This window comes from Erythrobacter sp. JK5 (assembly GCF_018205975.1).
In the GTDB taxonomy this organism is placed as follows: Bacteria; Pseudomonadota; Alphaproteobacteria; order Sphingomonadales; family Sphingomonadaceae; genus Erythrobacter.
Map to the genome: position 1 here is coordinate 2,946,830 of NZ_CP073577.1, position 13,222 is coordinate 2,960,051.

General features: G+C 64.2%; 12 protein-coding genes. 4 read left to right on the forward strand and 8 right to left on the reverse strand.

Annotation, left to right across the window (positions count from 1 at the left end; genetic code table 11):
- Positions 1 to 9: 9 nt before the first annotated feature.
- Positions 10 to 843 (reverse strand): class I SAM-dependent methyltransferase, encoded by an 834-nt coding sequence (locus tag KDC96_RS14410; RefSeq protein ID WP_212449070.1) that lies wholly within the window; start codon positions 841 to 843, stop codon positions 10 to 12.
- Between the two features lie 260 nt (positions 844 to 1,103).
- On the opposite strand from KDC96_RS14410, the gene KDC96_RS14415 reads away from it, so the two are divergent.
- Positions 1,104 to 2,348 (forward strand): mechanosensitive ion channel family protein, encoded by a 1,245-nt coding sequence (locus tag KDC96_RS14415; RefSeq protein ID WP_212449071.1) that lies wholly within the window; start codon positions 1,104 to 1,106, stop codon positions 2,346 to 2,348.
- Here KDC96_RS14415 and KDC96_RS14420 read toward each other — a convergent pair.
- The 6 genes from KDC96_RS14420 to lptB all read right to left on the reverse strand — a co-directional run bounded on the left by KDC96_RS14420 (position 2,319) and on the right by lptB (position 9,067).
- Entirely contained in the window at positions 2,319 to 4,115 is a 1,797-nt protein-coding gene (locus KDC96_RS14420; protein ID WP_212449072.1) for an SLC13 family permease, read from the reverse strand. The two genes, KDC96_RS14415 and KDC96_RS14420, sit on opposite strands and share 30 nt — an antisense overlap.
- A 125-nt stretch (positions 4,116 to 4,240) precedes the next feature.
- On the reverse strand, positions 4,241 to 4,936 hold the full coding sequence (gene ctrA, locus KDC96_RS14425; protein WP_212449073.1) for a response regulator transcription factor CtrA: 696 nt from the start codon (positions 4,934 to 4,936) through the stop codon (positions 4,241 to 4,243).
- Positions 4,937 to 5,141: 205 nt separating this feature from the next.
- Positions 5,142 to 6,170 carry a radical SAM protein gene (locus KDC96_RS14430; RefSeq protein WP_212449074.1) on the reverse strand — a complete coding sequence of 343 codons (1,029 nt, stop codon included), beginning with the start codon at positions 6,168 to 6,170 and terminating at the stop codon, positions 5,142 to 5,144.
- A 2-nt stretch (positions 6,171 to 6,172) separates the two neighbouring features.
- Positions 6,173 to 6,652, reverse strand: coding sequence for a hypothetical protein (locus KDC96_RS14435; RefSeq protein WP_212449075.1), 480 nt, complete (start codon positions 6,650 to 6,652; stop codon positions 6,173 to 6,175).
- A gap of 114 nt (positions 6,653 to 6,766) precedes the next feature.
- Entirely contained in the window at positions 6,767 to 8,266 is a 1,500-nt protein-coding gene (gene rpoN, locus KDC96_RS14440; RefSeq protein WP_212449076.1) for an RNA polymerase factor sigma-54, read from the reverse strand.
- Between the two features lie 9 nt (positions 8,267 to 8,275).
- On the reverse strand, positions 8,276 to 9,067 hold the full coding sequence (lptB, locus tag KDC96_RS14445; RefSeq protein ID WP_212449077.1) for an LPS export ABC transporter ATP-binding protein: 792 nt from the start codon (positions 9,065 to 9,067) through the stop codon (positions 8,276 to 8,278).
- A 218-nt stretch (positions 9,068 to 9,285) separates the two neighbouring features.
- Here lptB and KDC96_RS14450 point away from each other — a divergent pair, with 218 nt between their 5' ends.
- Both KDC96_RS14450 and KDC96_RS14455 read left to right on the forward strand, forming a co-directional pair.
- On the forward strand, positions 9,286 to 9,654 hold the full coding sequence (locus tag KDC96_RS14450) for a hypothetical protein (protein ID WP_212449078.1): 369 nt from the start codon (positions 9,286 to 9,288) through the stop codon (positions 9,652 to 9,654).
- A gap of 127 nt (positions 9,655 to 9,781) precedes the next feature.
- Positions 9,782 to 11,149 carry a mechanosensitive ion channel family protein gene (locus KDC96_RS14455; RefSeq protein ID WP_212452755.1) on the forward strand — a complete coding sequence of 456 codons (1,368 nt, stop codon included), beginning with the start codon at positions 9,782 to 9,784 and terminating at the stop codon, positions 11,147 to 11,149.
- 118 nt (positions 11,150 to 11,267) lie between these two features.
- Here KDC96_RS14455 and ppa read toward each other — a convergent pair whose 3' ends face one another.
- Positions 11,268 to 11,795 carry an inorganic diphosphatase gene (gene ppa, locus KDC96_RS14460; RefSeq protein WP_212449079.1) on the reverse strand — a complete coding sequence of 176 codons (528 nt, stop codon included), beginning with the start codon at positions 11,793 to 11,795 and terminating at the stop codon, positions 11,268 to 11,270.
- 111 nt (positions 11,796 to 11,906) lie between these two features.
- Here ppa and hisS point away from each other — a divergent pair, with 111 nt between their 5' ends.
- A complete protein-coding gene (gene hisS / locus KDC96_RS14465) occupies positions 11,907 to 13,139 on the forward strand; it encodes a histidine--tRNA ligase (protein WP_212449080.1) in 1,233 nt (410 codons plus the stop codon).
- Positions 13,140 to 13,222 lie beyond the last annotated feature (83 nt).

Below are 13,222 nucleotides of genomic sequence, written 5' to 3' on the forward strand. Positions count from 1 at the left end.
GTGTCCAGTTCAGGCTTCGACCAGCAACACATGCGCGCGCATCGGTGCGAGCAGCGAGCCGTCTTCCTGCCGCCACTGCGTCGTCGCGCTGTCCATCTTTTCGATCAGACGCTCGATCACGGCGTCGCTGGCCGGATCGTCGAAGTCCATGATCGGCTGGAGCGTGCCATCGGAGGCGGGGCGACCGAGAAAGGCGAGATCGAACAGCACGAATGTGCGCGGATCGGGCAGGTGAGAGAGCCTGCTTTCGGCTTCGAGCGCAATAACGCGGAAGCCTGCTTCCTCGGCCAGCCGGGCGATCGTGCGGCGGTCACCGAAGGCGAACGGGCCGAACGGGACGAGGTCGTCACCCAAATCCTTTGCGATGATCCGTTCGAATGCGCCAAACACCGCATTGCCGTCTTCGGCGCGGCACCACGTGGAGAACGCCGCGCGCGTCCCCGGCTTCAGAACGCGGCGGACTTCGCGCAGGGCGGCAGGCTTGTCGGGAAAGAATTGCAGCCCCTGCTGGCAGATTGCGGCGTCGAAATGGTGGTCGTCGAACGGCAGTTCGCTCGCGCTCGCAACCGAATAGCGCACTGTTTCTCCTGCAGCCGGATCGAGCGCTTCGGATTTGGCGATCATCGGCGCGGCGACGTCGATCGCTTCGATTGCCGCAACGCCGGGCAGGTCGGCGGCGAGGCGGCTTACCAGGCCGGTGCCGCAAGCGAGATCGAGCAGGCGACCTACAGGGCGAAGCGTGTCGAGCAAGGCGCGCGCCCACGGCGTGAAGGCGGGCTCGAGATAGGCATGGTAAAGGTCGGGCGGGGTCCGACCGGCGAGGAAATCTGGCACAAGCGGCATGGCGTGGCTCCTCCGGGCGAGGCGCGCAGCATCTCACCAAGCGAGCCCGTCGTCCAGTCGCGGAGCCTCGGTACCGGGCGACAACGAAAAACGCCCGAAGCGCGAGGCTCCGGGCGTTCTTTCACGGAAGACTGAATTCGTGAAGAATTACGCGGCTTCGGCCTCGTCCTGCGGATCGCGCAAGTCGCTCGGGGCGGTGCCTGTCCAGAGGGAGGGCGGGGGTTGAGCCGCGGGTCGCATTGCGGCTAGGCGGCGGCGCGATGGAACAGTTGCAGACATTTTTCGCCCAGCAGGTGCCGTGGGTACAATCGCTGATCGGCCTGGCGTTGCTCGCGATCGCGGCGCTGGCGATCAATTTCCTGCTCAAGCGCGTGATCCTGCGCGCCGCCGCGCCCTATCTCGATACGCAGACGCTGACCTCGGACAAGGCCGCCGCGTGGCTAGCCACGGTCATCCCGCTGGTGATCGTTTCGCGCGGCATTCACTATGTCCCGAACCTCTATCCGGAAGTGGCGATCGTTATCACCAATGTCGCGCGGGCGCTGATCGTGTTCTCGATCGCGATGGCGATCGCCAAGGGGCTGACCTATCTCAACGAGCTCTACGAGCGCCAGCCGCGGTCGAGGAACCGCCCGATCAAGGGCTTCGTCCAGGTGGTGAAGATCCTTGTCCTGTGCGGCGCGGCAATCGTCATGATCTCTGTCCTGATCGATGAATCCCCGCTGCTGCTGCTGTCGGGCCTCGGCGCGATCACGGCGGTGCTGTTGCTGGTGTTCAAGGACACGATCCTGTCGCTGGTCGCGAGCGTGCAGCTGACCACGCAGGACATGCTGCGGGTCGGCGACTGGATCGAGATGCCCGGCATGAGCGCCGATGGCGACGTGATCGACATCTCGCTGCACACGGTGAAGGTGCAGAATTTCGACAAGACCATCACCACGATCCCGACGCACCGGCTGGTGTCCGATTCCTACCGCAATTGGCGCGGGATGCGCGAGGCGGGCGGACGCCGGATCAAGCGCTCGATCCATATCGACCAGAATGCGATCCGGTTCCTGAGCGACGACGAGGTGGCCGATCTCGCGAAGTTCCGCATCCTCGAGCCGTATCTCGCTGCCAAGCGCGCCGGGATCGCCGATTGGAATGCCAGCGAACTCGAAGGGGAAACGAGCCCGGTGAACGCGCGGCGGCTGACCAACATCGGGACGTTTCGCGCCTACGTGATCGCCTATCTCCAGTGGCACAAGCGCATCGGCGATGGCTTCACGTTGCTGGTGCGCCAGCTCGCGCCAGGGGCGCAGGGGCTCCCGATCGAGATTTATTGTTTTGCCGACACCACGACCTGGAGCGAATACGAGGCGATCCAGGCCGATATCTTCGATCACCTGCTGGCGATCCTGCCGGAATTCGATCTCAGGCTGTTCCAGGAGCCGAGCGGTCGGGATCTCTCGCAAATCGGCGCGCACGTAGCGGCATCAGGCGAACAATGCCCAGATCGCCAGTGAGGTCGCGATCCCGACCCCCATGTTCATCGGCACCCCGATCTTGACGAAATCGACGAAGCGATAGTTCGCCGCGCCGTAGACCAGCGTGTTGGTCTGATAGCCGATCGGGGTGGCGAAGCTGGCGCTGGCACCGAACATGACCGCAACGATGAGCGGGCGCGGATCGATCCCGGCGCTCTCGGCCAGGCCGATCGCCAGCGGCGTCACGATGACGGCGATCGCGTTGTTGGTCACCGCTTCGGTCAGGATGCTGGTCAGGCTGTAGACCAGCAGGATCAGCACGAGCGGGGAGCTGGAGCCGAGCATCGGCGCGAGCGCGGACACGACCAGTTCGACGGTGCCCGCGTTTTCCAGCCCCTTGCCGAAAGCCAGCATCCCGAAAATCAGCACCAGCGTGTTCGCATCGAGGCTGGCCCAGGCATCGTGCGGTTCGATGCACCGGGTGAGCAGCACCGCGGCGACTCCGCATATGGCGACCGCTTCGATGGGAAACCCGAAGATGGCGGCCCCGGCAACGACTCCGGCGAGAGTGGCGATGGCCACCGGAGCCTTGTGCCGGCGGTAGGAGCGCGCCTTGGTCGCGCCGACATGGGTGAGCTGCATGTTGCCCTGCAGCGCCTGAGCCGCGTCGGACCCGGCGGCGATCAGCAGGCGATCACCGGCACGCACGCGCACTTGGGCAAGCGAAGGCCCGGCGAGATGGCGCGGGCGTGACAGGCCGAGCACGCGGACCCGCAGGCGCGACAGCAGCTGGATTTCCGCCAGCCGCTGGCCCACCACCGGATGCGTCGCGCAGACCACCGCCTCGACCATTCGCAGATCGCTCGGCCGTGCGTCGCGCGCCGTCGAGACGCCGCCGCCGACTCCCACCAGCCCGGTGCGGAAATCGGGGGCTTCGGCGAGCGAGGCGATCTCGTCGGGGCTGGCGCTGACGATCAGGTGATCCTCCGCCGCCAGCACGTGATCTCCCAGCTGCCTGCGCTGCATGACAGAACCGCGCTTCACCGCCAGGATGCGCACACCGGGACGCCGCCAGAGCCCCGTTTCCGAGAGCTTCCTGCCGACATTGCGGCTCCTCGCGGTCAGGATCAGGTGCGTGAGGTAGACGTCGCTTTCGCTCTGTTCGTCCTCGGCGCGCGGGCCGCGATCGGGCAGCAGGATCGGGCCGAGGACTGCCAGGATCGCCAGCCCGGCGAGCAGGGCAATCATGCCGACAGCGGTAATCTCGAAAATGCCGAACGGCGCCTGTCCCGCCTCCTGCGCGACCCCGTCTACCAGCAGGTTGGTCGAAGTCCCGATCAGGGTCAGCGTACCGCCGAGGATCGTCAGGTAGGACAGCGGGATCAGCAGCCGGGTTGCGGCGACGTTGAGGGCCCGGGCGAGCTTGCGCACGACCGGGATCATCACGATCACCACCGGCGTGTTGTTCATGAACGCGGACGCGGCCACGGTCCCCAGCCCGATTTCCGCCGTCGCCAGCCGCGGCGCGCGGGTGGTTCGCCGCACGATCCATCCCGTCACCTCCTCCAGCGCGCCGGTTCGCATCAGCGCGCCCGAAAGAATGAACATCGCGGCGATGGTTACGGGTGCGGAATTCGCGAACGTGCCGAGCAGGTCGCCGGGCGACAGGAAACCGAGCGGAAGCATGGCCGCACCGGCGACCACGGCCACCACCACCGGCGGATGGCGTTCGCGCACGAAGGCGACGAACACCGCTATCAGCAGCGCGAGGCCGATCGGGGCCGAGTATTCGTGGAGAATCGACATCGTGCGCAGCCGGCCTTCGACAAGGAGAGACCGGAGTTTGCAGAAGCCGCGGGCAACGCCAAGAAAAAACGCCCGGAGCGCGAGGCCCCGGGCGTTCTTTCACGGAAGACTGAATTCGTGAAGAATTACGCGGCTTCGGCCTCGTCCTGCGGATCGCGCAACACATAGCCGCGGCCCCAGACGGTTTCGATGTAATTTTCGCCGCCGCAGGCATGGCTGAGCTTCTTGCGCAGCTTGCAGATGAAGACGTCGATGATCTTGAGTTCCGGCTCGTCCATCCCGCCATACAGGTGGTTGAGGAACATTTCCTTGGTCAGCGTGGTGCCCTTGCGCAGCGAAAGCAGCTCGAGCATCGCGTATTCCTTGCCGGTGAGGTGGACGCGGGCATTGTCGACTTCGACGGTCTTGGCATCGAGGTTCACGGCAAGCTTGCCGGTGCGGATGATCGACTGGCTGTGGCCCTTCGAACGGCGCACCACGGCATGGATGCGGGCGACCAGCTCTTCGCGGTGGAACGGCTTGGTCACGTAATCGTCGGCCCCGAAGCCGAACGAGCGGATCTTGGAGTCCATTTCGGCGATGCCGGAAAGGATCAGGACCGGCGTCTGCACCTTGGCGACGCGCAGTTTCTTGAGCACGTCGTAGCCGTGCATGTCCGGCAGGTTCAGGTCGAGCAGGATGATGTCGTAATCATACAGCTTGCCCAGATCGAGGCCTTCCTCGCCGAGATCGGTCGAGTAGACATTGAACCCTTCGGTCGTGAGCATGAGCTCGATGGCTTTCGCCGTTGTCGGCTCATCCTCAATCAACAGCACTCGCATCGCTGGTCCCCTATTTGCCCCAGGCCTGTGCAGTAACGCCTCGCTAAGAGGTGTTGCGCGTCATTAACCACACAACATCTGAACGGAAAAGGTTAACGGGCCGTAAACGGCTTCGCGGAAATCTTTACGAGTCTTTTATGCCACAGGTGATGTCCCGTGTGACTGCAGAACCTCACAAGCGATTATCCCGCAGCTGCATCGCGATTCAGGATACCATTTCTGCCAGCAACCTTGCCTCGACCGGACATGGCCCCTCGTCTTTCGTGTCGGGCCAATCTTCCAATGCTCTTCGATTGCAGGTCGCTTGAAAGCCGCAGGGACGGCAGGTGCGGTCGTCCCGTTTATTCGTCCGCGGTTGCGATATGGCGGAAGCGAGCGAATTCTCGCCCGGCCAATCCGACAGGCGCAGTCGCTCGCCGAATTCAAATCCGATTCTGCCGTCGGGCTGCACGATGATCCGCGTTGGAACCGTGTGCGTCGCCGTCTCACCATTCCGAAAACGCTCTGCTGCGGCCCTTGCCCGATCCAGCGGGATTACCGGGATATTCTGCCCGGTTGTCGCCCGATGGCCGTCCAGCAAGAGCAGCGCCTCGACCGTCTCTTCCGGACTCAGGATCAGGTTTCCGACCGGGGCGGCGCTTTCAGACGCGAAGACGGGTATGATCCGCAGCCAGTCGACACCTATCCCGGCGACAAGGTCGTGAGCGGCTGCCAAGTGATCGCGGTTTTCGCGCGTTAGCACCAGAATCACGCCCACTTTGGCGCCGCGCGCAACGAGCTGCGCCAAGTTCTGGACCGTCGCCGCCTCGGTAGCCTTTCCGCCGGCTGTGGGCCGCGTGCCAGGAACGACGTCCATCGACACGCTGAATTCGAACCCCGACGACACGAAGATGTCGAGCGTTTCGTTCCAAGCGAAAAGGTTGGTCTGCACCGCGTTGCGTGCGCCGCCCGCTCCTATCGCTTCACCCAGCACGTCGCGCTGTAGGGCCAAAACGTTCAGAACGTAATCGGGTGGCAGCAAGGTCGGTTCGCCGCCATGCCAGATGATCCGGTCAAACTCGTCAGGGTTCGCATCCACGCGGAGGTCGCGGATCGCTTCGAACACTTCGCGCCAGACCGGCAGACCCATGCGCGCTGTGTCGGCCAGCCGGTCCCACTCATAACAATAGCGGCAGCGCAGATTGCAGAGAGTTGAAACCTTGACCTGCCAAACACGTTTCGAACGTGGGGGCATTCTCACGGTGCGAAATCGTCTCCCAGGTCGAATTTGTCTTCCTTGCACAGATAGTCGCTGCGTTCGAGCGGCCCGGCGGCTGAGGACGGCATCGGATCGAGGCGGAACAACCCTTGTCCATCGACAAAGCCGAGTCGGCCGCCTCCAAGCTTCAATATCGCGTGGCTGGGCCGGTTCTGAGCGGTAACAGCCTTTGTTTTCTGATCGAGGCCAAGTCGCCAACTTGGATCCGACTTGCGCGAGGCGACAATGCCGCCGCGCTCACTCTTGATCACATACCCCGTGGATTCCGCCGTCTTCGACACACCGACAATCTTGCCGCCCCTGGTATCGATATGGCCGAAGGGCTCGAGCCGGTGAGTGCCGTCCTCAATCGCTCTCTTGCGGTATGCTTGCACACTTGAGGTTGCCGTATCCTCGGCAACCACAACGTCACCGGAAACTGCGGTGCGATACTTTAATCCGCCGTGCCGGGTCTTCATATTCGATCCTCCGGACTCGCTGCATCGCAGGAACGTACAGGATGGAGCGGGCAAACACTACCCTAGCCAAATTCTCGGAATCCGCCGGTCCGCACTGGTCCGGCGGTGTGAGCGTCAAATCCCTGCGAGCTTCTTCGCGCGCCGCCTTTGCGCGCTCGATCCTATCCCGATCGCCTCGCGATATTTCGCGACCGTGCGGCGGGCGAGGTCGAAGCCTTCTTCCTTGAGCAGGTCGACGAGCTTCTGGTCGGACAGCACCTTCTTGGGGTCCTCGGCGTCGGTAAGCGCCTTGATGCGGGCCTTGATCGCCTCCGACGAAGCGCCTTCGCCATCGCTTGATCCGACGCCGCTGGAAAAGAAATACTTCAGTTCGAACGTACCCCGATCGCAGTGCAGGTACTTGTTGCTGGTCACCCGGCTGACGGTGCTTTCGTGCATCTCGATCTTTTCCGCGACCTCGCGCAGGGTCAGCGGCCGCAGTTCGGATACGCCGCGGCGGAAGAAGCCGTCCTGCTGCTTCACGATTTCGGCGGCGGTCTTGAGGATCGTTTTCTGTCGCTGGTCGAGCGCGCGGATCAGCCAGTGCGCATCGGCGAGCTTTTCCTTGAGCCAGCCTTGCGTTGCCTTGTCGGGGGAGCCGTCCGATAGCTCGACGAAATAGCTGCGATTGACCACCAGCCGCGGCAGGGACTCTTCGTTGAGCGTAATGTCCCACCCGCCTGCATCGCCAGCGCGCAGCAGCACGTCGGGGATGATCGCGCTGCTTTCGCCCCCTGCAAAGGCAAGTCCGGGCTTGGGATCGTAGCCGCGCAATTCGCGCAACATGTCGGCAAAGTCCTCGTCATCGACATGGCACATGCGCTTGAGCCGCGCGACCTCGCCCTGCGCCAGCAGATCGAGATTGCCGATCAGCGCCTGCATGCAGGGATCGTAGCGGTCCGCCTCGCGCGCCTGGATCGCGAGGCATTCGGCCAGGTCGCGCGCGCCGACGCCGGTGGGGTCGAGCATCTGCACCACCGTCAACGCGTCTTCGACGAGGTCCATGTCGACCCCCAGGTCGTGCGCGATCTCGCGCAGGTCGGTGCGCAGATACCCGGCCTCGTCGAGCAGGCCGACGATGTGGCGCGCGACGAACGCCTCCTGTGCGTTGACGGCGATCGCGCCGACCTGGGCGTCGAGATGTTCGGTCAGGGTGGTTTCGGCGGCGCGCGCGGCACCGGGATCGGGATAATCGTCCGCGCCCGTTCCGCCCACTGCCGCCGCGCCCCACTCGGCGCTTTCTCGGCCTGCCTGCCGTCCGTCGCCGGTGTCGCGGTCACCGTCGAGCGCGGACACGTCGATATCGAGCGGGGCGTCGCTTTCCCCCGCGCCCTGCGCCATCAGCTGGTCGGACGTCAGGTCTTCGCGCGGGCTATCGTCCGCGCCGCCGCTGTCGGGGGCGTCCTCGCTTCCGGTCGCGCCGGTATCGAGCAGCGGGTTCGCTTCGAGCGCTTCGCCGATGAACGTCTCGATTTCGAGGTTCGATGCCGCCAGCAGCTTGATCGCCTGCTGCAACTGCGGCGTCATCACCAAGCTTTGCGATTGGCGAAGGTCCAGTCTGGGTCCGAGCGCCATGAGCGATTCCTAGAGCGTGAAGCCCTCGCCCAGATAGAGGCGCTTGACGTTCTCGTCGGCGACGAGATCCTGCGGCGTGCCCGCGAACAGCACCTGCCCGCCATAGATGATGCAGGCGCGATCGACGATGTCGAGCGTTTCGCGGACATTGTGATCGGTGATCAGCACCCCGATCCCGCGTTCCTTCAGATCCTTCACCAGATCGCGAATGTCGCTGATCGACAGCGGATCGATCCCGGCAAACGGTTCGTCGAGCAGCATGATCGAAGGCTTGGCCGCGAGCGCGCGGGCGATTTCGCAGCGTCGCCGCTCGCCACCCGACAGCGCCATCGCCGGGCTTTCGCGCAGCCGTGTCAGCCCGAATTCGCCCAGCAGCCGCTCGAGCTCCGCCGCGCGGGTATCGGCATCGGGCTCGACCATTTCGAGCACGCAATTGATGTTCTGTTCGACGGTCATCCCGCGAAAGATGCTGGTTTCCTGCGGCAAATAGCCGAGGCCCAGGATCGCGCGGCGATACATCGGCAGCCTGGTCACGTCTTCGCCATCCATCAGGATGCGGCCCGAATCCGGGCGGACGAGGCCCATGATCGAATAGAAGCAGGTGGTCTTGCCCGCGCCGTTGGGGCCGAGCAGGCCCAGCACTTCGCCCTTGGCGACGCTGATCGAAATGTCGGTCAGAACCGCGCGCTTGTCGTAACTCTTGGCGATCGAAACGACTTCCAGCCCGCCCTGGGGCAGCGGCACGGCGGCATCGGCCCCGGCAGTTTCGGCGGCATTCTCGATGGCTTGGTGTTCGGTCATCGCCCCAGCTTTAGCAGCCCAGAATGAACAGGAAAGGGCGGGAATGCCCGATTTGGCAGGTTTTTTGCTTGTGCCGCTCGACGGAGCCGCCACCGTGCTCGACCAGCGGCCTGCGGAGGGCTCGCGAGACCCTGCCCCGATATGGTTAGAGCGCTTGCCACACCCCCGACTCTTTGAAATACTCGTGTGCGAGAGAAAAATCCGTTGGGGAGCGGTGCATGAACGACATATCACATCAGCACGAGGACGCCGAAAAGCGCGGACGCGACTGGCGCAAGTCGATGAGCGATCACGTCGCCCATGCCCTGCTGGTCTACACCGCGCTGCTGATTTTCGTCACCGTCAAGGCGCTCGAAGGCGGGTCGTCCTCGATCCTGCCCTATGTCGCGCTGGTCGTTCTGGTTGCCGGAATCATCCCGGCCTGCCGCTGGTTCGAAAAGCGCTGGACCGTGCTCGACGACGATCAGGCGGGCGACCCGTCCTACGCCGCCGCCTTCCGCCGCGACGCGATCGGATTGTGGCTGCTGGCGATCGGCCTGCCGTTCCTGCTGACCGCGATCTTCAAGGCGTTCTTCGCCTTCACATGAGGGACGGTTCCCCTTGCGCGGGAACAACTGGGACTTTCCACCGCTTGATCAAGGTGTTCCGCCCGTACCGGGCCTTGCAGCGGGAGTGTTCGTGAAATCCAGTCGACCGGTTCGGCGTCTGTGGGTGATGATCGCCTCGCTCGTGGCGGCGGTTTCGCTCGTGGCCCCCGCGTACGCCATCCTGCCCACCGATCCCGCGCCCGCTGCCGAGGAACCGGCACCGGTACAGGCTCCGATCGAACAGGCACCCGACGATGGCGACGATCCGCGCATTCAGGAGCGGCTCGAAGGGATATACGCCGAACTGCCCGCTTTCTCGGACGTGCGCGTCACGGTGCGCGAGGGGGTGGTCGCGCTGGAGGGCACGGTCGGCGATACCGAGGCGATTGCGCGGGCAGAGAACATCGCGGCGCGGGTTGCGGGCGTCGTCACGGTCGAAAACCGACTCGAACGCGACCTTTCGGTCGAAGGCAACCTGTCGGTGTTCGGGCAGCTCTCCGACATGTTCGACGGTTTCGTCAACGCGCTGCCGTTGTTTGCAGTTGCCGCGCTGACCGCACTGGCGTTCGGCGTGACCGGATACGTGATCGCCGGGCTGGGCTTCCTGTGGGACAGGATCGCGCCCAATGCCTTTCTCGCGGACCTGATCCGCAGTGCGATCCGCTTCGTGTTCGTGATCGGCGGGCTGGTGATCGCGCTCGATATGCTCGGCGCCGGGGCATTGCTGGGCGCGGTGCTCGGCGGCGCGGGTGTTGTCGGGATCGCGCTCGGTTTCGCGATGCGCGACACGATCGAGAACTATGTCGCCTCGCTGATGCTGAGCCTGCGCCAGCCGTTTCGGCCCAACGATCACGTGCTGATCGACGATCTCGAAGGGCGGGTGATCCGGCTGACCAGCCGCGCCACGATCCTGATGACGCTCGACGGCAACCACCTGCGCATTCCCAACGCGCAGGTCTTCAAGGCGGTGATCCTCAACTACACCCGCAATCCGCAGCGCCGGTTCGAATTCGAGCTGGGCGTGGACGCCGACGACGATCCGCGCGCGGCGATGAAGCTCGGTTACGAGACGCTCGCGGCGCTACCGTTCGTGCTGGACGATCCCGAGCCTGCCGCGCGGATCAGGAATGTTGGCGACTCCAACATCGTTATCCTGTTTCTCGCCTGGGTCGATCAGCGCGAAGCCGACTGGGAAAAATCGCGCAGCGCGGCGATCGCGGCGGTCAAGGATGCGCTGGAGGAGGCCGGGTTCGCGCTGCCCGAGCCGATCTACCGTCTGCGCTTCGACGGGAGGACCGATCCGCTGCCGATCGGGCGGATGGCGACAGCGACCGAGGCGCAGCAGAAGAAAGAGCGGCGTGCGCCAGCGCCCGCGCCAACCACGCACGAGGACGTTCGCCCGGAAAGCGAGATTGCCGACATGGTCGAGCAGGAACGCCGCAGCGATGGCGAGCAGGCCAAGGACCTGCTCGATACGAAGCGTCCGGTGGAATGATAGTGCTCGTCATTGCGAGCCGAAGGCGAAGCAATCCAGCGTCTGACGTCTCGACCGGGTGATCCGTTCGAACATGGATTGCCGCGTCGCCCTTGCGGGCTCCCCGCAATGACGAAGCTTATGCCTTCGCCCGCTCGATCGCCTCGATCACGATCTGCCGCGCTTCGGCGCGATCGCCCCATTTGCCGACCCGCACCCACTTCTCCTTCTCGAGATCCTTGTAATGGGTGAAGAAGTGCTCGATCTGCTGCAACACGATCGAGGGCAGGTCCTGCCGCTCGCCGACATCGGCGTAATACGGGAAAGTCGTATCGACCGGCACGCAAATCAGCTTTTCGTCCCCGCCATGCTCGTCCTCGAGGTTGAGCACTCCGATCGGGCGGGCATTGACGACGCAGCCCGCGATGAACGGCGAGCGCGCGATCACCAGCGCATCGAGCGGATCGCCATCGGGTGACAGCGTGTGCGGGACGAAGCCGTAATTCGCCGGATAGCGCATCGGCGTGTGCAGGATGCGGTCGACGAACAGCGCGCCGCTTTCCTTGTCGAATTCGTATTTGACCGGCTCGCCCCCGGTCGGAACCTCGATGATGACGTTGAGGTCGTCGGGCGGATTCTTGCCGGTGGGAATCTTGTCGATACGCATGGTCGGGCTTCCTGTCGTTCTTCTCGGCCCCTCTCCCAAGGACTTCGGGAAGCGCCGATAGCCCGCTCTCGATATTGCGGCAACCTGGACTCTCGCCTAATCGCGCCCCTGATGAGCAAGAACACGCCCAAAGCCATTCGCGGCACCCAGGACATTTTCGGCGCCGATGCCGAGGCGTTCGCTTTCGTGGTCGAAACCTTCGAGCGGGTGCGCAAGCTCTACCGCTTCCGCCGCGCCGAAATGCCGGTTTTCGAAAAGACCGAGGTGTTCAGCCGCGCGATCGGCGAGACGACCGACGTGGTCTCGAAGGAAATGTACTCGTTCGAGGATCGCGGCGGGGACTCGCTCACCTTGCGCCCCGAATTCACCGCCGGGATCGCGCGCGCCTATCTCACCAACGGCTGGCAGCAGCACGCGCCGCTCAAGCTGGCGACGCACGGCCCGCTGTTCCGCTACGAGCGCCCGCAAAAGGGGCGCTATCGCCAGTTTCACCAGATCGACGCCGAGATCATCGGCGCAGCGGAACCGCAGGCCGATGTCGAATTGCTGGCGATGGCAGACCAGTTGCTGAAGGAGCTGGGGATCGAGGGTGTGACCCTGCATCTCAACACACTCGGCGATGCCGACAGCCGCGAACAATGGCGCGCGGCTTTGGTAGAGTATTTCGGCAAGGTGCGCGGCGAACTGAGCGAGGATTCGCAGGAGCGGCTGAAGAAGAACCCGCTGCGGATTCTGGATTCGAAGGATCGCCGCGATCAGCAATTCCTCGCCGACGCCCCGAAGATCGACGACTTCCTGACCGACGAAGCGAAGGGCTTTTTCGAGACGGTGACGAGCGGCCTGGATGCGGCGGGCGTGACATGGAAGCGCGCCGAAAGCCTCGTGCGCGGCCTCGACTATTACCGCCACACCGCGTTCGAATTCATCCCCGACGAGGGCACGGCAGCGGCGGACGCCTTGGGCGCGCAGAGCACGGTGCTGGGCGGTGGGCGTTACGACGGCCTGATGGAATCGCTGGGCGGCGCGCCGACGCCGGCGGTCGGCTGGGCTGCGGGGATCGAGCGGCTGGCTATGTTGGTGGGGGAGAAGGCAGAACCCCGGCTCGAAGCGATCGTGCTCGTCGAGGATGATAGGGGATTGACCGCGGCGATTGAATTGCTTGGACAGCTGCGTGCCGGAGGCGTGGTCGCCGAAATAATGGCGTCGGGTTCACCAAAGAAGCGTTACGACAAGGCGGTTAAACAGCAGCCGCGAGCAATCCTTCGCGTAGGAGCGAGTGGCTATGACACATTTTCAGGCGATCTCAGTCCGGGACTGAAAGAGGTGCTCACACGACGCCTCTAGCATGTTCGTCGCCCCGTGCTTGACACGGGGCAGGGCTTCTCTTTTCGCCGCGCAAAAAAGAAAGCCATGGCCCGCATCGAGTG